The sequence below is a fragment of the Marinobacter sp. UBA5687 genome (assembly GCF_002420325.1).
Lineage (GTDB): Bacteria > Pseudomonadota > Gammaproteobacteria > Pseudomonadales > Oleiphilaceae > Marinobacter > Marinobacter nauticus.
In genome coordinates, this window is the sequence record NZ_DIHV01000087.1 from 1 (window position 1) to 19,385 (window position 19,385).

At 59.1% G+C, this 19,385-nt stretch carries 22 protein-coding genes and 1 pseudogene; 12 read left to right on the plus strand and 11 right to left on the minus strand.

All coding sequences use genetic code 11. From position 1 onward, the window contains the following. A pseudogene (locus tag B3Y70_RS09185) lies at window positions 1-183 on the plus strand (2-octaprenyl-3-methyl-6-methoxy-1,4-benzoquinol hydroxylase); the annotation flags it as partial. Window positions 184-275: 92 nt separating this feature from the next. Beyond that, window positions 276-1,190, plus strand: coding sequence for a DUF808 domain-containing protein (locus tag B3Y70_RS09190; RefSeq protein WP_286895237.1), 915 nt, complete (start codon window positions 276-278; stop codon window positions 1,188-1,190). A 19-nt stretch (window positions 1,191-1,209) separates the two neighbouring features. On the opposite strand, the gene B3Y70_RS09195 is transcribed toward B3Y70_RS09190, so the two are convergent. The 9 genes from B3Y70_RS09195 to ubiE form a co-directional block, all read right to left on the minus strand. After that, window positions 1,210-1,929 carry a 16S rRNA (uracil(1498)-N(3))-methyltransferase gene (locus B3Y70_RS09195; RefSeq protein WP_273030504.1) on the minus strand — a complete coding sequence of 240 codons (720 nt, stop codon included), beginning with the start codon at window positions 1,927-1,929 and terminating at the stop codon, window positions 1,210-1,212. After that, window positions 1,929-2,711, minus strand: coding sequence for a twin-arginine translocase subunit TatC (gene tatC, locus B3Y70_RS09200; RefSeq protein WP_273030506.1), 783 nt, complete (start codon window positions 2,709-2,711; stop codon window positions 1,929-1,931). Before tatC ends, B3Y70_RS09195 begins: the two co-directional genes overlap by 1 nt. Continuing rightward, window positions 2,708-3,163, minus strand: coding sequence for a Sec-independent protein translocase protein TatB (gene tatB / locus B3Y70_RS09205; RefSeq protein WP_288589648.1), 456 nt, complete (start codon window positions 3,161-3,163; stop codon window positions 2,708-2,710). Before tatB ends, tatC begins: the two co-directional genes overlap by 4 nt. 11 nt (window positions 3,164-3,174) lie before the next feature. Then, the gene (tatA, locus tag B3Y70_RS09210) at window positions 3,175-3,402 is read right to left on the minus strand and encodes a Sec-independent protein translocase subunit TatA (RefSeq protein ID WP_014422690.1); all 228 of its coding nucleotides are present in this window, start codon (window positions 3,400-3,402) and stop codon (window positions 3,175-3,177) included. 86 nt (window positions 3,403-3,488) lie between these two features. After that, entirely contained in the window at window positions 3,489-3,818 is a 330-nt protein-coding gene (locus B3Y70_RS09215; protein WP_288589649.1) for a phosphoribosyl-ATP diphosphatase, read from the minus strand. Window positions 3,819-3,830: 12 nt separating this feature from the next. After that, window positions 3,831-4,247: a phosphoribosyl-AMP cyclohydrolase gene (gene hisI, locus B3Y70_RS09220; RefSeq protein WP_288589650.1), complete on the minus strand. Its 417-nt coding sequence runs from the start codon at window positions 4,245-4,247 to the stop codon at window positions 3,831-3,833. 27 nt (window positions 4,248-4,274) lie between these two features. Beyond that, window positions 4,275-5,918 (minus strand): ubiquinone biosynthesis regulatory protein kinase UbiB, encoded by a 1,644-nt coding sequence (gene ubiB / locus B3Y70_RS09225; protein ID WP_014422687.1) that lies wholly within the window; start codon window positions 5,916-5,918, stop codon window positions 4,275-4,277. Next, window positions 5,915-6,556, minus strand: coding sequence for a ubiquinone biosynthesis accessory factor UbiJ (locus tag B3Y70_RS09230; protein ID WP_273030513.1), 642 nt, complete (start codon window positions 6,554-6,556; stop codon window positions 5,915-5,917). Before B3Y70_RS09230 ends, ubiB begins: the two co-directional genes overlap by 4 nt. Beyond that, entirely contained in the window at window positions 6,556-7,338 is a 783-nt protein-coding gene (gene ubiE / locus B3Y70_RS09235; protein WP_014422685.1) for a bifunctional demethylmenaquinone methyltransferase/2-methoxy-6-polyprenyl-1,4-benzoquinol methylase UbiE, read from the minus strand. Before ubiE ends, B3Y70_RS09230 begins: the two co-directional genes overlap by 1 nt. Before the next feature lie 116 nt (window positions 7,339-7,454). Between ubiE and B3Y70_RS09240 the strand changes: the two genes are divergently transcribed. Next, window positions 7,455-7,733: a polyhydroxyalkanoic acid system family protein gene (locus B3Y70_RS09240; RefSeq protein ID WP_011786826.1), complete on the plus strand. Its 279-nt coding sequence runs from the start codon at window positions 7,455-7,457 to the stop codon at window positions 7,731-7,733. A gap of 6 nt (window positions 7,734-7,739) precedes the next feature. On the opposite strand, the gene B3Y70_RS09245 is transcribed toward B3Y70_RS09240, so the two are convergent. Together B3Y70_RS09245 and B3Y70_RS09250 are read right to left on the minus strand one after the other, a co-directional pair. Continuing rightward, window positions 7,740-8,489, minus strand: coding sequence for an FFLEELY motif protein (locus B3Y70_RS09245; protein ID WP_288589651.1), 750 nt, complete (start codon window positions 8,487-8,489; stop codon window positions 7,740-7,742). A gap of 81 nt (window positions 8,490-8,570) precedes the next feature. Further along, the gene (locus B3Y70_RS09250; protein ID WP_153740537.1) at window positions 8,571-9,494 is read right to left on the minus strand and encodes an alpha/beta hydrolase; all 924 of its coding nucleotides are present in this window, start codon (window positions 9,492-9,494) and stop codon (window positions 8,571-8,573) included. 347 nt (window positions 9,495-9,841) lie between these two features. Here B3Y70_RS09250 and B3Y70_RS09255 point away from each other — a divergent pair, with 347 nt between their 5' ends. The 9 genes from B3Y70_RS09255 to B3Y70_RS09295 form a co-directional block, all read left to right on the plus strand. Further along, the gene (locus B3Y70_RS09255; protein ID WP_288589652.1) at window positions 9,842-11,206 is read left to right on the plus strand and encodes a WS/DGAT domain-containing protein; all 1,365 of its coding nucleotides are present in this window, start codon (window positions 9,842-9,844) and stop codon (window positions 11,204-11,206) included. Window positions 11,207-11,330: 124 nt separating this feature from the next. Continuing rightward, window positions 11,331-12,851, plus strand: a complete 1,521-nt coding sequence (locus B3Y70_RS09260) for an aldehyde dehydrogenase family protein (protein ID WP_199454089.1) — start codon at window positions 11,331-11,333, stop codon at window positions 12,849-12,851. Between the two features lie 123 nt (window positions 12,852-12,974). Beyond that, entirely contained in the window at window positions 12,975-13,613 is a 639-nt protein-coding gene (locus tag B3Y70_RS09265) for a TetR/AcrR family transcriptional regulator (protein ID WP_199452770.1), read from the plus strand. A gap of 42 nt (window positions 13,614-13,655) precedes the next feature. Further along, window positions 13,656-14,639: an MDR family oxidoreductase gene (locus B3Y70_RS09270; protein WP_273030519.1), complete on the plus strand. Its 984-nt coding sequence runs from the start codon at window positions 13,656-13,658 to the stop codon at window positions 14,637-14,639. A gap of 45 nt (window positions 14,640-14,684) precedes the next feature. Continuing rightward, the gene (locus B3Y70_RS09275) at window positions 14,685-15,263 is read left to right on the plus strand and encodes a peroxidase-related enzyme (protein WP_199452766.1); all 579 of its coding nucleotides are present in this window, start codon (window positions 14,685-14,687) and stop codon (window positions 15,261-15,263) included. 141 nt (window positions 15,264-15,404) lie between these two features. After that, window positions 15,405-17,189 (plus strand): CotH kinase family protein, encoded by a 1,785-nt coding sequence (locus B3Y70_RS09280; RefSeq protein WP_288589653.1) that lies wholly within the window; start codon window positions 15,405-15,407, stop codon window positions 17,187-17,189. Then, window positions 17,186-17,944, plus strand: a complete 759-nt coding sequence (locus B3Y70_RS09285) for a polyphosphate polymerase domain-containing protein (RefSeq protein WP_153740540.1) — start codon at window positions 17,186-17,188, stop codon at window positions 17,942-17,944. The genes B3Y70_RS09280 and B3Y70_RS09285 overlap by 4 nt, the downstream gene beginning before the upstream one ends. After that, on the plus strand, window positions 17,928-18,509 hold the full coding sequence (locus B3Y70_RS09290) for a DUF4956 domain-containing protein (protein ID WP_014422641.1): 582 nt from the start codon (window positions 17,928-17,930) through the stop codon (window positions 18,507-18,509). Before B3Y70_RS09285 ends, B3Y70_RS09290 begins: the two co-directional genes overlap by 17 nt. Further along, on the plus strand, window positions 18,502-19,385 hold an 884-nt coding region (locus tag B3Y70_RS09295; protein WP_288589654.1), incomplete at its 3' end, for a porin. The genes B3Y70_RS09290 and B3Y70_RS09295, both read left to right, overlap by 8 nt.

A 19,385-nucleotide genomic window follows, 5' to 3' on the forward strand; every position in this document is an offset into this window, starting at 1 on the left:
TATCAGCGCCGCCGTAAAGGCGAGAACCTGGCGATGATGGCGGCCATGGAGGGCTTCAAGCAGTTGTTTGCCCGGGATGAGCTGGCTATCCGGTGGTTGCGCAATACCGGTATGCGCTGGCTGGACAACCTGGCGCCGCTGAAGAACCGCATTGCCGCCGAGGCTATGGGTATAAAACGCTAACGGTTGTCCATTCTGGGTCGCCGGAACTGTTTTCCGGCGGCCTGTTTTCGTAAACTCCTCGCCTTCGTGTTCAATTTGCAAAGGAACTGTCTATGGCCGGCTCCAGCCTGCTCGTATTACTTGATGACATTGCTGCCGTACTGGATGACGTGGCGGTGATGACCAAAGCTGCTACCAAGAAAACCGCCGGTGTGCTGGGCGATGACCTGGCGTTGAATGCGCAGCAGGTCACCGGTGTTCGACCTGCCCGGGAAATCCCGGTGGTGTGGGCGGTCGCCAAGGGTTCGTTTATCAACAAGGCCATTCTGGTGCCGGCGGCACTGGCCATCAGCTTTTTTGTACCCTGGCTCATTACCCCGCTGTTGATGCTCGGTGGTGCTTTCCTGTGCTTTGAGGGGGCCGAGAAGCTGGTTCACAGGTTCCTGCACAAAGAGCAGGAAGAAAAGCACCGGCAAGAGCTGCGGGAGGCTCTGAAAAAGCCGGAGGTGAACCTTAAAGCGGTTGAGAAAGACAAGATCAAGGGCGCTGTCAGGACCGACTTTATTCTCTCCGCCGAAATCATCGCCATCACGTTAGGAACCGTGGCCGACAAGAGCTTCGGAATGCAGTTTGCGGTGCTGACCGTCGTGGCGTTGATGGTGACCGTCGGGGTGTATGGGCTGGTGGCGGGTATTGTGAAGCTGGACGACGCCGGCCTTTACTTGAGCCAGAAAGCCAGTGCTTTCGCCCAGAAGCTAGGGCAGGGCATTCTGTGGCTGGCGCCCTGGATGATGAAAACCCTGTCGGTGTTGGGCACCATCGCGATGTTCCTGGTGGGCGGCGGTATCCTGACCCACGGCATTCCGGCGGTGTACGGGGCCATTCACCATGTGGCCGGAATGATTTCTTCAGTGCCGGAAGTGCTGGTCACCACGGTCGGGGATGGCCTGTTTGGCCTGCTGGCCGGTGCTCTTCTGGTTCTTGTTATTACGCCCGTTGCGAAGCTATGGGAACGCCGGGCGGCGTAATCCTTGGCCGCCTGCCCGTTCACAGGCAGGCGTCAAACAGCCGGCTGATCAGCACCGGCACAGCGGTTTCCACCCGAAGAATCCTCGGGCCCAGATGCACGCTCTGGCAGCCGGCTTCCTCCAGCTTTCCGACTTCGTAATCGGTAAAGCCCCCTTCCGGACCAATGCACAGGGCGGCCGGCTCATTGAGGTGGGTGGGGCAGGGGGCCGCCATGCCCGGATGCGCTACCAGCGCCCGTTTGCCACCCAGCAGTGTCGGTAGTTCATCCTCGACAAAGGGTTTAAACAGCTTGCGGATATGGACCTGAGGCATCAACGTGTCTTTGGCCTGTTCAAGGCCCAGGGTCAGGTTCTCTCTCAGATGATCCTCGGTGAGCCAGGGCGTTTGCCAGAAACTCTTTTCCACCTTGTAGCTGTTGATCAGCCAGAGATCCTTCACACCCAGAGAAGCGCAGGTCTGCAGTACCCGCCGGAACATCTTGGGCCGGGGCATAGCCAGTATCAGCGTGAGCGGTAAGGGGGCAGGGGGTTGCTGATCCAGGGTTACCAGCAATTCGGCCTCGGTCTCTGTCATTGACAGCACTTCACCATGGCCCATCAGGCCGTTTACCCGGCCAGCCGGTATGCGATGGCCGGTGCCGGCTTTAAGCACCGTTTTCAGGTGCTCCAGCCGACGGCCGCGGAGACGCACCCGGTCCGGGGCGACGAAGTCTTCCTCAAACAGCAGGGCCAGATTCATCAGGCTTCGGGCTCTTCTCCGTCGGCCTCTTCCCGTTCCCGGTAGGCAAGGCGACCAAAGATGATGCCGAACTCGAACAGAATCCACATGGGCACGGCCAGGAGCGTCTGGGAGATGATATCTGGTGGGGTCAGCAGCATGCCGATGATGAAACAGGCCACGACCACATAGGGGCGCTTGGCGGCCAGGTCTTGCGGCGTGGTGGCGCCGGTCAGAATCAGCAGTACCGTCGCAATGGGGATTTCAAACGCAATACCGAAGGCAAAAAACATCTTGAGCACGAAGTTCAGATAACTGCTGATGTCAGGCAGTTCGACAATGCCCTCCGGGCCGATGGCGGTAAAGAAACCGAACACCAGCGGAAAGACCACGAAATAGGCGAAAGCCGCGCCAGCGTAGAACAACAGCACGGAAGTAAACAACAGCGGGAAGGCCAGGCGCTTTTCATGGGCATAGAGCCCGGGCGCCACAAAACTCCAGAGCTGGTAGAGAATGATCGGAATGGCGACAAATACCGCCAGAACCAGCGCCAGCTTCAGGGGCGCAAAGAACGGCGAGGTGATGTCGGTGGCGATCATGGTCTGGCCGACCGGCAAAAGTTCGCGCAACGGCTGGGATAACAGCAGGTAGAGCTCGTTGGCAAACGGATAGATGACGGCGAAACAGATAATCACCGCCAGCACCATTTTCAGTAGCCGGTTGCGTAGCTCGAGCAAATGCTCGATCAGGGGCATTTCCTGCTGTTCAGCCGATGTCTGCTGGCCGTTTGGGGTGGCGCTCATGAATGCTTGTCCGAGGGGCTGGTCGGTGAGAATTCACTGGGTTGATCGCTGGCCGCCGTCTCATCCCTGACGGGTTCATGCGGAGGTTCGGGCTGGTCGTCCGCCTCCGGAGAGGGGGGCGTGACCCGCCGGGTTGCCGGCGCCGGCCTGGGCTTGCGGGTCTGATCGTCCGGCAGGATCATGTGCTCGTACTTTTTCGCCTCATCCAGGGCGCCGCGCACGGTCTTCTCCACATCGTCCAGGCCCACATCACCCGCTTTGCGCAGCTCCTCCCGGAGTTCTTCCGCCTTCAACTGCCGGTCCAGCTCACTGGTGAACTGGCTGACCATGCGCCGGGCGCCACCGATCCAGCGGCCAGCCGCCCGCGCCGCCGTCGGCAAACGCTCCGGGCCGAGCACGAGCAATGCAATCACGCCGCAGATCAGCAGCTCTAGAAAGCCGATGTCGAACATTCAGGGGGTGCTCAGCCTTGCTTTTCTTTGGGCTTGTCTTCCGCCTGGGCTTGTTGCTCGGCGTTCTGTTTTTCCAGCGGTTGCTGTTCGGCGTTCTTCTCTTCCTCGTCGTTCATGGATTTTTTGAATCCACGGATGGCGCCGCCGAGATCGCTGCCGATGTTCCGGAGTTTCTTGGTTCCGAATAACAGGATGACGATGCCAAGTACGATAAGAAGTTGCCAGATGCTGATACCCATGAGGGTTCCTCGTTCAAATGTTGCTGTTGCATGACATTGTACGCCAACCGCCACCCCTTGCGGAAATACCCCTTGGGGGTACTCCTTTACGGATTCCGGGAGGCTTTTTCTTCCAGGCCTGACAGGTCGAAACGGCTGGCCAGTTCATCCAGAATATCCTTCGGTCCCAGGCCCAGTCGTGACAGCATTACCAGGCTGTGAAACCAGAGGTCGGCCGTCTCGTACACCAGGTCCCGGGTGTCGCCGGAATGCTCTGCATCCTTGGCGGCCAGCAGCGTCTCGGTGCACTCTTCGCCCACCTTCTCCAGAATCTTGTTCAGCCCCTTGGCATGCAGGCTGGCGACGTAGGACGTGTCGGGGTCCGCGTCTTTGCGGGCTTCCAGTACCTGTGCCAGGCGTTCCAGTACATCACTCACGGTGTCTGCTCCTCAGTTGCTGCCGTAGATGGTATTCGGGTCTTTGATAACCGGATCGGCGCTCACCCACTGACCATCTTTCAGGGTTCGGTAAAAACAGCTTCGCCGGCCAGTATGGCAGGCAATGCCGCCTTTTTGTTCCACTTTCAGCAGCACCACATCGGCATCGCAGTCGAGCCTGATATCCCGGAGCACCTGCTGGTGCCCGGAGCTCTCGCCCTTGCGCCAGAGTTTGCCACGGGAACGGGACCAGTACACCGCCTGTCCTTCCTCAACCGTGAGCCGGAGAGATTCCCGGTTCATCCAGGCCATCATCAGGATATCGCCATTATTGGCATCCTGGGCAATGGCCGGCACCAGACCGTCTTCTGTCCATTGGATCTCGTCGAGCCAGTCAGGCTGTACGACGTTAGCGGGAGAATCTTGCATTTTTATGAATCCTGAATCTTTGATGGTTCAGCGACTGCCCCGGAGCATGACGCCTGCCGCTCCGGCAAGCAAGACCCAGCTCCAGACCGGCAGATCGGCCAGCCACTGCCCGGCGTGGGGCTGGCTGCCCACCAGGGCCGCGCCTGCCAGAACCAGGGCGATGAAGCCCCGGCGCCAACGGCGTTCGCTGCGCATTTGCTGCTCTTTCATCAGCGCCAGGGTTGCCCGGTTTTGCGCTTCGGTGGGGCCGCTGGAGCGTATCTGTAGTAGTGCGTCGTGAACCAACTGGGGCATCTCTGGCGATTGCTCGAGCCATGATGGCAGGTGGTTCTGCAGAGACTTGATCAGGCCGGACGGACCGATGCGTTTACGCATCCAGTCTTCCAGAAACGGCTGGGCGGTACTCCACAGGTCCAGGTCCGGATAGAGCTGGCGGCCAAGGCCTTCGACATTGAGCAGGGTTTTCTGTAACAGCACAAGTTGTGGCTGCACTTCCATGTTGAAGCGCCGAGCGGTCTGGAACAGGCGTAACAGGAAGTGACCAAAGGAAATATCCTTCAGGGGGCGCTCGAAGATGGGTTCGCACACCGTCCGAATGGCGGCCTCAAACTCGTTGACGCGGGTTTCCGGCGGCACCCAGCCAGACTGGATGTGCAGTTGTGCTACCTGGCGGTAATCCCGGCGGAAGAAGGCCAACAGGTTGCGGGCGAGATAGCTCTGGTCGTCGGGGGCCAGAGTGCCGACGATGCCGAAGTCGATGGCAATGTACTTCGGGTCGGCGGGATTGCTGACATCGACAAAGATATTGCCCGGATGCATGTCAGCATGGAAAAAGCTGTCACGGAATACCTGGGTAAAGAAGATCTCCACCCCTTTTTCCGCCAGTACCTTCATGTTGACGCCCGCCTTTTCAAGGGCGGGTACATCGGCAATAGGAATGCCGTGAATGCGTTCCATCACCAGCACCGATTTTCGGGTGTAATCCCAGTCGATAGAGGGGATGTAGATCAGCGGGGAGTTCTCGAAATTCCGGCGCAACTGGCTGGCGTTGGCGGCTTCCCGTTGCAGATCCAGTTCGTCATGGATGGTGGCGTCATAGTCTGCCACCACCTCCACGGGGTGCAGGCGCTTACCTTCAGACCAGTACTTTTCGAGCAGGCCGGCCATCAGGTACATCAGGCCCAGATCCTGGCGGATGACTTTTTCGATGCCGGGGCGCAAAACCTTGACCACCACCTTCTGGCCGTTGGGTAGGGTTGCGGCGTGCACCTGGGCCACCGACGCCGAGGCCATGGGGTCTGGACTGAACTCGGCAAACAGTTCCGAGACGGGCGCAGCCAACGATTTCTCGATAATGCCTCGGGCCTGTTCACTGGGGAACGGTGGAACCCTGTCCTGCAGCTGTTTCAGGGATTCGGCCATGTCATCCGGCAATAGATCCCGGCGCGTGGAGAGAATCTGTCCGAACTTGACGAAAACCGGGCCCAGCTCTTCCAGGGCCAGGCGCAGGCGGTCACCCCGGCTCAGTTTTGGCTGCGGGAACAGGTGCCAGGGTGCCAGCAAAAAAAAGATTTTCAGCGGTGTGGGCAGTTCAGACAAGGGCAGAAACGTGTCCAGCCGGTAGCGGCAGAATACCCAGGCAATTCGGAACAGGCGTTGCAGGCGGGTCACAGGGTCTCCGTATTGTTATCGCTGCCGGGAGCTTGCAGTTGCTTCAGCCGAGCCTCCAGGCGTTCGGTGCGCAGGCTCAGCTCATCGATATCCTGAAAGGTGGCCTCCAGCTCCCGCCGGCCGGGCAGAGTGCGGCTCTCTTCGTGGACATATTCCTCCACATTGGCGTTCATGGTGCTGAACGCCTGGCGGCTCCATTTGACCGCCTGGCGGATGCGTTTGCCGATGAAATGGGCCGGCACATCGCCCAGGTGGTTTGCCATGGCCGCTTCCCAATCCGGTTGCAGCTGGTTCAGGGCGCGCTGTAGCTGGTGGGCCAGGGCCGTGTCGCCCTCCACCGTCAGGCGTTCGTCGGCAAATACCCTCTCATCGCCCAGTGCCAGGGCGGCAAAGGCGACCGGTCGCCCGGTGATGATTAACGCCGGTTGCGGATCCGGCTGGCTGCGAACCTGCACCCGTTCGCCAACGCGATTCAGGGTCCAGTGCATGGTGACCGGGGCCGTAACGGTGAACTGAACCGGCCCGCCCAAGGCACCCAGCAAGGCGCGCTGGCCCGCCGGGTCCAGTGTCAGCGCCCGGTTCAGGGCGCCCTCTATAATGGCGCCTGTCGCAGACAGCAGGGTCGGGCCGGGGAACATCAGGGCTTGATTCCCACGTGCAGGGCCACGATGCCGCCGGTCATGTTGTAGTACTTGCAGTTCACCAGGCCGGCAGTTTCCATCATGCCCTTCAGGGTTTCCTGATCCGGATGCATGCGGATGGACTCGGCCAGGTACTTGTAGCTCTCGCTGTCCCCGGCAATCAGCTGGCCCATCAGGGGCAGGGCGGTGAAGGAATACGTGTCGTAGGCCTTGCTCAGCAGCGGGTTGGTGGGCTTGGAGAATTCCAGCACCATCAGCTTGCCGCCCGGCTTAAGTACCCGGGCCATATCCCGCAGGGCCTGATCCTTGTCGGTCACATTGCGCAGGCCGAAAGCAATAGACACCGCCTGGAAACTGTTGTCCGGGAACGGCAGGTGTTCGGCATCGGCCTGTACGTATTCGATGTTGCCGGCGTAACCCCGGTCGGTCAGGCGGCTGCGACCCACCTGCAGCATGGAGGCGTTGATATCGGCCAGCACCACTTTGCCGGACGGGCCCACAAGATCGGAAAACTTCATGGTCAGGTCGCCGGTACCGCCGGCAATGTCCAACACCTGATGGCCCGGGCGTACGCCGCTCAATTCAATAGTAAAGCGCTTCCACAGGCGGTGAATGCCCATGGACATCAGGTCGTTCATGAGGTCGTACTTGCCGGCGACACTGTGGAAAACCTGGGCCACCTGACCGGCCTTCTGGCTTTTCGGCACATTGCGAAAGCCGAAGTGGGTAACGTCGTCCTGGCCGTTGCCTTGGGTGCCCGGTGCTTGCTGCTCGCTCATGGAAGTTGGTCCTGTCAGAATCTAAGCCCTGTATTCTAACCTTTGAGGGGTTGGCTACAAGTTTATTGCCGGCTTACACTGTAAAACCGTTTCCAAATCACTGAGAAAACTGATTCATGTCTGTTATCGATATCCATCGCGCCCATTCCCTGGACAAGGAGCACGCCCGCGAGGCGGCCGAAACCCTGGCCAAGGATTTGTCCAAACAATTCGATGTCAATTACCAGTGGGAAGGCGATCTGCTGAAGTTCAAACGCAGCGGTGTCAAAGGGCAGCTGGATATTTCCGAGAACGACCTGCATATCCGGCTGGAGCTGGGGTTGATGCTTCGGCCCTTCAAATCCCGCATTGAGCAGGAGATTCACTCCCAGCTGGACCAGATCATCCAGGCCTGAATCCCGCTACAGGTCGTCCGGCAGGGAGAAAGGGGTCCGGTGGCCCGCCAGAATGTTGTTCATCACTCGTTGTTCCCGGCTGAGCAGGCGATCAATCAGCAGGTCGACCCGATCCATTTTCCGAAAGGCGCTGTAGCCCCGGTGCAGAAAGCTGTGCAAATCACCCAGATCGGCCATCTCGGCCGGGCCGCGGGTCATGGACAGTAGCCAACCGAGGGTGCGGTTGCGAACGTAGCGATCCAGTTCCTGCCCGGTTTCTGCCACCAGAGCCAGTTGTCGTTTGCGAATCGTTAGCTGGTTGCCGGCGCGATAAGCCTCGCAGTAACGCTCATCATCAAGACCTGTTGCCGAAAAGCCCTGCTGCGCAAGTATCTCTGCCAGCTCAAGATCGAGGCTCTGGGTAATCAGGTTGAGCTCGACCAGGCCGGCAAAGGTGGCCAGCAGGTGGTCGGGAAGCCATTTCACCATCTTCGGGAACACCCGATCGATGTTGTCGTCCCGGCGGGTCATGCCGGCAGGGGCATAGAGGTCGGTCAGCAGAAATTCCAGGCCGGTGTGGTAGCCCGGGTGACGGTATAAATCCTGGTGGGTGTTTTTTAGCCGCTCTGCCTGCCAGTCCGCCACCTGGTGGGCCTCGTCCCGAAGAGGATGCCTGGCCTTGTGTTGGCGGAAATCGTGGTATTCCAGCAGCAGGCGTTTCAGGCGGTGGGCGTTCTCAGTGTGCACATCCGTGGCAACCAGCCGCTCACGATACATTAAAGGCTCCATTCAACCGGGCAGAAAAGCGCCAGTTTAACGGAGCCTTGGATCTGGCGCACCTGCCCGTTACGGTTGAATTCAGCCCTGGGCGGCGGCCTCCAGGGTTTCCAGACCCGGCACCCATTCCTTGCTGTCCAGCGTGATGAAATGGCTGGGAGCTTCGGTTTCGACAATGCGCATGGTGGTGGGGCTGGTGCGGGCGCTGGCCAGCATGGCCTGGCGATCCAGTATTCGGTCGGTGGCCGGTATCAGGAAAGTCCCGTGGCGCACATGGCGATAGACCGAGGTGTCGGTGCGGGCCATCCATTCCATGATGTTCTCGATGTTGCGAACAATGGTCAGATGGTCTTTGGTGGCATAGAACAGTTTGCTCAGCAATTGGCGCTTGCGCGGGTTCATCTTGCCGAAGAAGGTCTGACCATAGGCCGACTGGGGGGCGCTGTTGATCAGACGAATCAACCAGGGCCACATGCCATGGCTGACTGGTTCGAGCAATGTGGTTACCAGAGCATGCAGTTTGCCCTGGGGTAAAACCGGCGCTTCCAGTACCACTTCCACGTTTTCGTAGAGCTCCGGCCACTGCCGGATAGCTTCAAGAATGACCGCGCCACCCCGGGAGTGGCCATGGATCCGGATGTTCTCGGTGCTGGGCAGGTTCTGCAACGACTGATTCAGGATGCAGGCGTCGTATTCGATGGTGCCTTCCAGGTGCTTGATGGGCACTTCCCAGGCCGGATTCTCTGGCGTTACACCGTTCACCGGGATGTGATAGTTGCTGCAGGTGAGCAAAATCAGTTCGGTGGTGGGGCCATCGTAGGCCTGGGTAAAGTAACAGTGATTCTCAAGAAAGCCATGCACGCCAATAACGGTGTGCTCTGCTGTGCCACTGTGATTACGCACAGACACAGCACCCCGGCCCACGCGGTAAACCCGGCCGGAAAACATTTCGGAATAGGCGCTTTCGATCGGTTTGATCAGCTTGCGAACATGACTGGCTTTCATGATTCATCTCCCTCCGGCCGCTTTTCGTTGTGTTATTGGTTTTGCTGAGCCGGTATGACATTTGTACCGTGAATGCCGAACGGGTTTAGTGGCGCCAGTGCCTGCAAAAATGGTGTGTTGAGGCCAATTGGCCGATCCGGGGCACGGTTTTATAACCATGGCACCGGGCCATATAACCAGTATAGGACTGAACAGTTACTCACGTGTAATTTTTTGTAACTCTGTGCGCGGTGCCCGAGGATGGAGCCGGTATCCGGACTCTGGCACAATGCCGGATTGGTTTTCTTTCCTACAGGCACGCTATTGATCGGGGATAATCGGGTTTGAGCCAGGAGCAATCGCATCTCATGCTGCCTTCGGATTCAGCCTGGCTGGCTCTGGAACGGCCCGAAAACCCGATGACCATCACCATCATGCTGAGGGTCGACGGGCTGACGCCGGGCCGTTTCCGGGAGTTTCTGGAGGTATACTGGCTGGCCTGGGAGCGGTTCCGCTGCCGCCCGGTGTGGCGTGCGCCTGCCTGGTACTGGGAGAAAGACCAGACCTTTTCCGCCCCCCAGCACCTTGATGTGGCGCTGGACCGATTCGAGCCGGAACAGCTGCAGGACTGGGTCTCCGAGCGCCTGAACGAACCCTTGCCGCTGTATCGTCCACGCTGGAAATTCTGGTTGGCACCCAACGCACAGGGTGGCGCTGCGTTAGTTTTGAGGCTGCATCACTGTTACGCCGATGGCTTGTCCCTGCTGGGTATTTTTGACCGCCTGTGCCCGGCATCGCCGCGACAGTATCCGGCCGTTTATGGATCAACGGAGGAGCCCCGCGCTGGAGCCTGGATGGCGGCTGCCCAAAGCTGGCTGGAAGCCCGGATGGCAGAGGCGATTCCGGCCGTCTCTGGTTCTGTCGATACGCCATCAACGCCAGGCACTGGCAAGAGCATGGCAGGCCGTGCCCTGGAAAACAGTCTGCGCCTGGTGCACGAATTCAGTGAGTTTCTGGTGAGCCCAGAGGACTCTCCGTCTGAGTTGAAACGCCCGCTACTGGGCCGACGCAGCTGCCGCTGGTCCTCCCCGGTACCTCTGTCCCGCTTCCGCACGATTGCCCGGGCAACCGGTACAACCATCAACGATGTCCTGCTCGCCTGCGTGGCGGCGGCAGTCAAGCCCCGACTGGGCATGACTCCGGAGCAACTGGATGAGGCGGTGATGCACGCGGCGGTGCCGGTCGACATCCGGGCTCGCCTGCCCGACGGCGTGCGGCCGGAAGAGGGCGAGCCCGGTAACTGCTTTGGCACGGTGTTCGTGCCTTTGCCGGTGGATGGAGAGAGTGCCCTGGAGCGGTTGTTCCGGATCAAGCATGAAACCCGGAAACTGAAGAAGAGCTGGCAGCCTGGCCTGGCCTGGGGGCTAACCAGCTGCGCGGCACTGATTCCCGAACCGGGACGCAGGCCCTTCGCCGACCTGTTCTTCGGGAAAGCTTCGGCGGTGGTATCTAACGTTCCTGGCACTCCGGACACCCGCTATCTGGCTGGATGTGAGATCACCGAGCAGATGTTCTGGGTGCCTCAGGCCGGTGATATCGGGCTGGGTGTCAGCATTGTCAGCTACGGCGGACAAGTGCAGTTTGGTGTTGTGGCGGACGAGGCTGTGATGGCGGATCCTGCAGCCTTTGTTGAGGATTGCCTGAAAGAGCTGGAGCACTTCGGTGCCGACTAAGACCATCGGATAAGCGGATTATCTTCCCTCTCCATACAAATGTTCCGGATTGAGGTCTACCTTTGTTTTGTTAGCGCGAAAGGCTGCGTTGCCCCGCGACAAATACAACAAAGAGGAAGATGTCATGATCTATGCACAACCCGGAAAAGAAGGTTCCATTGTCTCCTTCAAATCCCGCTATGAAAACTTTATCGGTGGCGAGTGGGTGGCGCCGGTTAAAGGCCAGTATTTCGAGAACATCACCCCTGTTACCGGTGCGGTCATTTGTGAAGTGCCCCGTTCCTCGGCCGAGGATATCGACCTGGCGCTGGATGCCGCCCACAAGGCGGCGCCGGCCTGGGGCAAAACGTCGCCAACCGAACGTTCCAACATCCTGCTGAAAATTGCCGATCGCATTGAAGCCAACCTTGAGCAACTGGCCGTGGCGGAAACCTGGGACAACGGCAAGGCGGTGCGTGAAACCCTGAATGCCGACATCCCGCTGGCCGCCGATCACTTCCGTTATTTCGCCGGTTGTATCCGGGCTCAGGAAGGGCACATGGGCGAAATTGACCATAATACCGTCGCCTACCACTTCCACGAACCGCTGGGCGTGGTTGGTCAGATCATCCCCTGGAACTTCCCGTTACTGATGGCGGCCTGGAAGCTGGGCCCCTGCCTGGCCGCCGGCAACTGTACGGTGCTCAAGCCCGCCGAACAGACTCCGGTCAGTATTCTGGTGCTGATGGAGCTGATTGGTGACTTGTTGCCTCCGGGTGTGATCAACATCGTCAATGGCTATGGCCCGGAAGCCGGCGAAGCCCTGGCGACCAGCAAGCGTATCGCCAAGATCGCCTTTACCGGTTCCACGCCGGTTGGTTCGCATATCCTCAAGTGCGCGGCGGAAAACATTATCCCGTCTACGGTGGAGTTGGGCGGCAAGTCGCCGAACATCTACTTCTCGGATGTTATGAAGGCCGAGCCGGAGTTCATCGACAAGTGTGTGGAAGGCCTGGTGCTGGCGTTCTTCAACCAGGGGGAAGTCTGTACCTGCCCGTCCCGGGCGCTGGTTCAGGAAGACATGTTCGAAGAATTCATGCACAAGGTGGTTCAGCGTACCAAGGCCATCAAACGTGGCAACCCGCTGGATACGGACGTCCAGGTGGGTGCCCAAGCCTCCAGGGAACAGTTTGACAAGATCATGTCGTACATGGAAATCGGTCGCCAGGAAGGCGCGGTTGTACTGACCGGCGGTGACCGTGAGCACCTGGAAGGTGAGTTCAACAACGGCTTCTACATCCAGCCAACCCTGTTCAAGGGCGACAACAAGATGCGGGTTTTCCAGGAAGAAATCTTTGGCCCGGTGGTGGGCGTTACCACCTTCAAGACCGAGGAAGAAGCCCTGGCGATTGCCAACGACACCGAGTTTGGTCTGGGTGCCGGTGTCTGGACCCGAGACACCAACCTGGCCTACCGCATGGGCCGCAACATCCAGGCCGGTCGGGTCTGGATGAACTGCTACCACGCTTATCCGGCCCACGCCGCGTTCGGTGGTTACAAGAAATCCGGGGTTGGCCGGGAAACCCACAAGATGGCGCTGGAGCACTACCAGCAGACCAAGTGTATGTTGACCAGCTACGACACCAACCCACTCGGATTCTTCTGAATAATATGGGTGCGCGGCCGCGGGCTTCCGTGGCCGCTTTGTTCGTCCAACTTTATATTTTGTAGACACTCGGTCTAATTTCTGGGATATTAATTAGACGCTCGGTCTAATTAAGGGTGATGGATGAATCAGCTACCAGTAAAGCGCCGACGGGGCAGGCCGCCCAAATCCTCGGCAGCGAGTTATCAGAACACCCGGGATACCTTGATCCAAGTGGGCCTGGGGGTGCTGACAGAGAAGGGCTACTCCTACACCGGTATAGACGAAATCCTGCGACAGGCGGGCGTGCCCAAGGGCTCCTTCTATCATTACTTCGACAACAAGGAAGCCTTCGGCAGGGCCCTGATTGAGGCTTACGGCCAGTTCTTTGCGAAGAAGCTGGAGCGCTCGTTGTCCGATGCGTCCCTCAGCCCCCTGGCGCGGATTCAGGCCTTTGTGGATGGCGCCAAAGCGGGCATGCAGAAGTTCGATTATCGCCGGGGATGCCTGATTGGCAATCTCGGTCAGGAAATGGCGGCTTTGCCAGAGAGCTTTCGGAGTTTGTTGTGCGCCGTTTTCCGGGACTGGGAGTCGCGGGTTGAGCGGGTTCTCGAAGAAGCTCGCAAGCTTGGTGAAGTGCCCCAGAGCCTGTCCTGCGACCAGATGGCACAATTCTTCTGGACAGGGTGGGAAGGTGCGGTGCTAAGGGCCAAGCTGGAACAATCCCCGGAACCGCTTGACCGTTTTGCCCAGGGCTTTATGGCGCTGGTGCGCGGTTCCTGATGACAACCGATCTACTCACGTTCACGAAACAGTGGAGGCAACATGTTCAAAGCAATCCTGATAGAAGGCAGCCGTGGCGACCAGCAGGTGGCGCTGAAATCCGTTGATGAGTCCCAGTTGCCCGAAGGCGATGTGACCGTTGAGGTGGCCTACACCACCCTGAACTACAAGGATGGACTGGCCATTACCGGCCGCGCGCCCATCGCGAAAACCTATCCGATGGTGCCGGGCATTGACCTGGCTGGCGTGGTGACGGAATCGTCCAACCCTGAGTTCAAGGCCGGAGACGAAGTGGTTCTTAATGGCTGGGGCGTGGGCGAGAAGCACTGGGGTGGTCTGGCCCAGAAAGCACGACTGTCCGGGGACTGGCTGATCCCGCTGCAGGCGCCATTCACGGCCCGTCAGGCCATGGCCATAGGTACCGCGGGGTATACCGCAATGTTGTGCGTGATTGCGCTGGAGAAGCACGGCGTCACACCGGATTCCGGCGACATTCTGGTGACCGGGGCCACTGGCGGAGTCGGCAGCGTAGCCGTCGCCATCCTTGCCAAGCTGGGTTATTCGGTAACGGCAGTGACCGGCCGGCCCGAAGAAGAAGTCTACCTGAAATCTCTGGGTGCCAAACAGATTCTGGATCGGGCCGAGCTGAGCGAGCCCGGTAAGCCGCTAGCTCGTGAAACCTGGGCCGGGGCGGTGGATGTGGCCGGTGGCCAGGTGCTGGCAAACGTCTGTGCCGGCATGAAATACCACGGTGTGGTGGCCGCATGCGGGCTGGCAGCGGGCATGGATTTCCCGGCGACGGTGGCGCCTTTCATTCTGCGTGGCGTGACCCTGTGTGGCATCGACAGTGTGATGGCGCCGAAAGCAGACCGTTTGTACGCCTGGAAGCGCCTGTCTGAGGATCTGTCCCCTGAGTTGCTGGACAGCATGATCACCGAAGTGGCCTTTGACAACGTCATCGACGCTGCCGGCCAGCTGATGGACGGCAAGATCCGGGGCCGGATTGTGATTCCCGTGGCCGGGTAATGCCGGCCCGTCTCACTAACGATACAAAGAAACAGAGGACGTACCATGTCAGTACAGAACGAATTGCCCATCAGCCGCTTCCCGGTGCCTGAGCTGGATGCTCTTCCGGAGGATATCCGCAGCCGCATTCTCAAGGTTCAGGAGAAGTCCGGTTTCATCCCCAATGTGTTCCTGGCGTTGGCGCACCGGCCAGCGGAGTTTCGGGCGTTCTTCGATTACCACGATGCCTTGATGGAAAAAGAGAGCAACCTCACCAAGGGGGAGCGTGAAATGATCGTGGTGGCCACCAGCAACCTGAACCAGTGTCAGTATTGCGTGGTGGCCCACGGAGCAATCTTGCGGATCCGGGAAAAGAACCCGCTGGTGGCCGATCAGGTGGCTGTGAATTATCGCAAAGCCGATATCACCGAGCGTCAGAAGGCCATGCTGGATTTTGCCGTGAAGGTTTCCCAATCAGCGTACGAAGTCAACGACAGCGATTTTCAAGCGCTGCACGAGCATGGCTTCACCGATGAGGACGCCTGGGATATTGCCGGCATCGCGGCCTTCTTCGGCCTGTCCAACCGCATGGCCAATGTCACCAGCATGCGCGCAAACCCCGAGTTCTACTCCCTGGGACGATAAACAGCCGGGGCTTCGCCCCGGATTTTCCGGCCTGCCGTCTCCCCTGTAATACCTTCTTACATACTCCTGAACGTCTCCTCGCAATACTCCCTGAAGCCGGTTCGGTTCCGGCAAAGATCAATAATATTCAGGGAGTGGTACATGAAAACAATAACGGCGGAATCCAGAACATTCAGGGGTGGCTATCGTTGGCTGGTGGCCTGCGAGGTATTGATCTTGTTGCAGGGCTGCGGGGGCGGAGGCTCGGACTCTTCTGATCCCTCGGACTTTGATGCCCCGGTTGAGCCGGTGAACGTCGGAGGTGACGGCGATCTATACGCACCGGATCGGGTGCTGGCCGTAGACATCCGCATGCCGGCTGACGAGTTTCGCCAACTCCGCAGCGAGGCCCGAACCCTGGCCAGTACCGATCGAGAGTGTGTGCCGGCATTCGAATACACCGAGTATACGGCCCGGGTAACGATCGATGGCGAATCGATGGACAAGGTCGTCGTTCGCAAAAAAGGCTACATGGGCTCCCTGAGCCCGAGCATTCCCTCTCTCAAGCTGGATTTCAACGACCTGCAGAAAGGCCGGACCTACCAGAATTCCTCCCGGATGACCCTGAACAACAATCGCCAGGATCCTTCCAATGCCAGGCAATGCATGGCGTATGACCAGTTCCGTGAAGCCGGCATTGCGGCGCCAAGATGCAACTACGCCAGGGTAACCGTGAACGGCGAAACACTCGGCGTGTTTACCAATGTAGAGCCTCTTAAAAAGCCTTTCCTGACCCGTGCGTTCGGCAACGATGAGGGCAATCAGTATGAGGCGCAGACCGCCGATTTTGGTACCTGGCTGAGCCAGCGATTCGAGAAGAAGACCAACGAAAAGGAAAACGACCGCAGCGATCTGCAAGCCGTTGCAGAAGCTCTGGCGTTGCCAGATGAGCAGATGCTGAACGTGTTGCCGCAGTTGGTCGATGTGGACCAGTTCATTCGGTTCTGGGCGGTGGAAACCTTGCTCGGCGCCTGGGATTCTGCCACCGGTAATGCCAACAACTTCCATATTTACCGTAACCCGGAGGACGGACTGTTCCATTTCATCCCCTGGGGGGCCGACACGGCTTTTCGCGGGGACCATCCGCTCAAGCCGCTAACCGGTGTTTTCTATCGCAACTTCCGGCTCGCAGATCGTCTGTTCCAGATACCCGAATACCGGGCAGCTTATTATGCGGAGCTGGAGAACCTGCTGGAGACCCAGTGGGATGAGAATGCCTTGACCGACCGCCTGGCGCGCATCCGGCAATTGACCGGAACCACCGAGGAAGCGGCGGCCAGCCTGGAACGCTTTATCATCGGCAACGGCGAGCCGGGCGACGATGATTACCAGCCCGCCCGCAGGGTTGTTCTGGAGCAGGCGATGGCGGCGGAGACGCCGACTGGCGAAGTCTCGCTACTGGCGGATAACGAGCCGGATTGCAGCGCGCCCGCCACGACGGCCTTGACCGGTAACATCACATCCCAGAGTGGAAATGACCGAGGCGAATTCAATTTCACCTTGCCGGACGGGCGCAACGTCAGTGCCAGCCTGACCTACGCCGCCTTTGAAGTGGACAGCCTGGTGTATTCCGTGGACCGGGAAACCAAACCGGCGGTCGTTAGCCTCCTGATGATCGGAGTGGATGCCGGTGACAGCTTCAAACCCTATGTGCTTCAGCTGTTTATTGAATCGTCGGACTACGTACCGGGTAGCCATCGCTTCCATGGCTTTGCCACCAATGCGCTGCTGTTTGAGGTGGATGAGAGCCTGCCCGGAGATGTCCGGACGATTGCTCTGGGAGCTCAAGGGCAGATTACCCTGACCAGTGTTGGCACCGGGGAGCAGGCCGGGGACGTGGCAATCACCCTGGATGCCACCCTGGAGTACGTGGCCGACGTGCCATGAACATGGCCGTTGGTAGCCCGGTGGCGAGATTTGCCGGGCATTCCCTTGAGGCGCAGGCAAGAGCGCTCCTGATGAACCGTGTGGACACCAAGTTCATGATTCCGGCTCATGAGCTCGACCAGTGTCTTCAGGGGCTGGAGCGCGAGTATTCGATGCTTGAGATTGGGGCGGCTCGGCGTTTTACCTACGACACCCTGTATCTGGATACGCCGGACAGCCAGCTGTATCTGGATCATCACAACGGCAAGCTTAATCGTTTCAAACTGCGGATTCGTCACTACCGGCAAAGCGGAGAGAGCTTTCTTGAAGTCAAGAAGAAGAGCAACCGGCAACGCACCATCAAAACCCGGTTGTCGTTAACCGGAGACGGTCGGGACCCGCACGTCATCAATGATTTCCTTTCCGGGCAATTCGGCCTTCCGGCTGCAGGGATGCGGCCGGCACTTTTTGTCCGGTATGAACGGATGACTTTGCTCCGGCGGGACGGCCATGAGCGGGTGACGGTGGATACCGGGCTCTCCTTCCAGACGCCTGATCGACAGCATTCCGTTGCGCTCCCAGGTCTTGCCATTTTCGAAATCAAATATGACCGGAAAGCCTCTGGCTCGCCTTTAATGGCGCGTCTGGCGGCGCTCGGATACAGGCCGGTGACTTTTAGCAAGTACTGCGTTGGTCGGGTTTTTCTGGACGGAGACAACCTGAAAACCAATCGATTCAAACCGTTGTTAAGGAGCGTTCATGGAATCTGCAGTTGACCTCCATTTTGTTATCCGGCTGTTGATTAATGCGGCCTCGGTATTGGTCTTGATTCGCTGTTATTACCGCTATTCCCGTCACCGGGAGAATGCCGCCTCTTTCATTCTCTTCGGCGTTGGCGTGTTTCTGGTGACGGCGCTGCTGCATTCGGTCACGGTCACGATGGGCTTTGCCTTTGGCCTGTTTGCCGTGTTCTCGATGCTGCGTTATCGCACCGAAGCCCTGGGTATCAAGGAGATGACCTACCTGTTCCTGGTGATCGCCATGGCCTTGCTGGCGGCAGTCGGGACCATGCACCACCTGGAGTTGATCATGCTGAATGGCCTGGTCATCGCCCTGGCGGTTGTGCTCGAGACCCGCATCCTGTTACCGCGACACGGTGAGAAGGAGGTGGAATACGAAAAGATCGAGAACGTCCACCGGCAACAACAGGCAGCCTTGATTGCCGATCTCAGGGAACGCACCGGGCTGGATGTGTTCCGGGTTGATGTGGTGTCTGTCAGCTACCTGAGAGACACCGCGATGCTTCGAATGCACTATCATCTGGAGGCGGGGCATGAATGAGCAAGCGGGCAAACTGCTGGCCTTTGCGCTGCTGCCGATGATTGGTTCAGGCGCCCTGGCGAGTGATGGTGACGGGGGGGCTCAGGCGGAGGTGAGTGGTTACATCGCGGCCGGTGTCGACCACTACGGCGCGTTCCATGATGAGGACGGAGAAGAATCCACGACGCATGGCGTGTTGCGCAACGCCAAGCTCCAGGTTGAACTGGCGTGGGGCGACGCCTGGGAGGCCGAGATTGACGGCGGCTACGAGATTGAAGGCGACAACAAAGACGCAGAGTTGGGCGATGCCTATGTTCAGTACAACGGCCCTGATCGCCTTGCCGTCCGGCTGGGCCAGTTCAAGGAGCCGTTCGGTATGGAACGGCTGACCAGCTACTCAAGTCTCGGTACGGGTGAGCGCTCAATGGCTACATCGGCCTTTGCACCGGGCCGTTCACTGGGGATTATGGTAGGGCAGTACCGGAAATCCTCAACCTGGGCGCTGGGTATATTTAGCGATGAGCGTAAACCGGAAGACGGCAGCGCTGTAACTGCCAGGGTCTCCCGTGCTCCCGTCCGCTCGGAGGATCAGGTACTCCACATCGGTGCAGCGGCATCCTGGCGCCAGCATCGTGAGGAGGAATTCCAGATCAAGGATGAGGCCGAGGTGTTCAGCGCTGACAACGTGGTTCGCAGTCCCCGCTTTGAGGCCCGTGAAAGCAGGCTTGCGGGCGTGGAGGCCGGTTGGCAGTTCCATCGGTTGACGGTGACAGCAGAAGTCATGGCTCAGGAGGTGCGTCGTAAAGGCGGCGAATGGTGGCGGTTTACCGGGGGCTATGTCCAGGCCGGCCTGCTGTTGACCGATGACCAGCGCCCATACGAGCGAGGCGAGTTCAA

Coding starts and splice junctions, on each gene's coding strand:
- hisI (WP_288589650.1), bottom strand. CDS start 4,247: ATGCAAGATTCTCCCGCTAACGTCGTACAGCCTGACTGGCTCGACGAG.
- B3Y70_RS09280 (WP_288589653.1), top strand. CDS start 15,405: ATGAAAACAATAACGGCGGAATCCAGAACATTCAGGGGTGGCTATCGT.
- B3Y70_RS09285 (WP_153740540.1), top strand. CDS start 17,186: ATGAACATGGCCGTTGGTAGCCCGGTGGCGAGATTTGCCGGGCATTCC.
- B3Y70_RS09240 (WP_011786826.1), top strand. CDS start 7,455: ATGTCTGTTATCGATATCCATCGCGCCCATTCCCTGGACAAGGAGCAC.
- tatC (WP_273030506.1), bottom strand. CDS start 2,711: ATGAGCGCCACCCCAAACGGCCAGCAGACATCGGCTGAACAGCAGGAA.
- B3Y70_RS09230 (WP_273030513.1), bottom strand. CDS start 6,556: ATGTTCCCCGGCCCGACCCTGCTGTCTGCGACAGGCGCCATTATAGAG.
- B3Y70_RS09250 (WP_153740537.1), bottom strand. CDS start 9,494: ATGAAAGCCAGTCATGTTCGCAAGCTGATCAAACCGATCGAAAGCGCC.
- B3Y70_RS09260 (WP_199454089.1), top strand. CDS start 11,331: ATGATCTATGCACAACCCGGAAAAGAAGGTTCCATTGTCTCCTTCAAA.
- ubiE (WP_014422685.1), bottom strand. CDS start 7,338: ATGAGCGAGCAGCAAGCACCGGGCACCCAAGGCAACGGCCAGGACGAC.
- B3Y70_RS09265 (WP_199452770.1), top strand. CDS start 12,975: ATGAATCAGCTACCAGTAAAGCGCCGACGGGGCAGGCCGCCCAAATCC.
- B3Y70_RS09195 (WP_273030504.1), bottom strand. CDS start 1,929: ATGAATCTGGCCCTGCTGTTTGAGGAAGACTTCGTCGCCCCGGACCGG.
- tatB (WP_288589648.1), bottom strand. CDS start 3,163: ATGTTCGACATCGGCTTTCTAGAGCTGCTGATCTGCGGCGTGATTGCA.
- B3Y70_RS09245 (WP_288589651.1), bottom strand. CDS start 8,489: ATGTATCGTGAGCGGCTGGTTGCCACGGATGTGCACACTGAGAACGCC.
- B3Y70_RS09190 (WP_286895237.1), top strand. CDS start 276: ATGGCCGGCTCCAGCCTGCTCGTATTACTTGATGACATTGCTGCCGTA.
- tatA (WP_014422690.1), bottom strand. CDS start 3,402: ATGGGTATCAGCATCTGGCAACTTCTTATCGTACTTGGCATCGTCATC.
- B3Y70_RS09255 (WP_288589652.1), top strand. CDS start 9,842: ATGCTGCCTTCGGATTCAGCCTGGCTGGCTCTGGAACGGCCCGAAAAC.
- B3Y70_RS09275 (WP_199452766.1), top strand. CDS start 14,685: ATGTCAGTACAGAACGAATTGCCCATCAGCCGCTTCCCGGTGCCTGAG.
- B3Y70_RS09290 (WP_014422641.1), top strand. CDS start 17,928: ATGGAATCTGCAGTTGACCTCCATTTTGTTATCCGGCTGTTGATTAAT.
- B3Y70_RS09270 (WP_273030519.1), top strand. CDS start 13,656: ATGTTCAAAGCAATCCTGATAGAAGGCAGCCGTGGCGACCAGCAGGTG.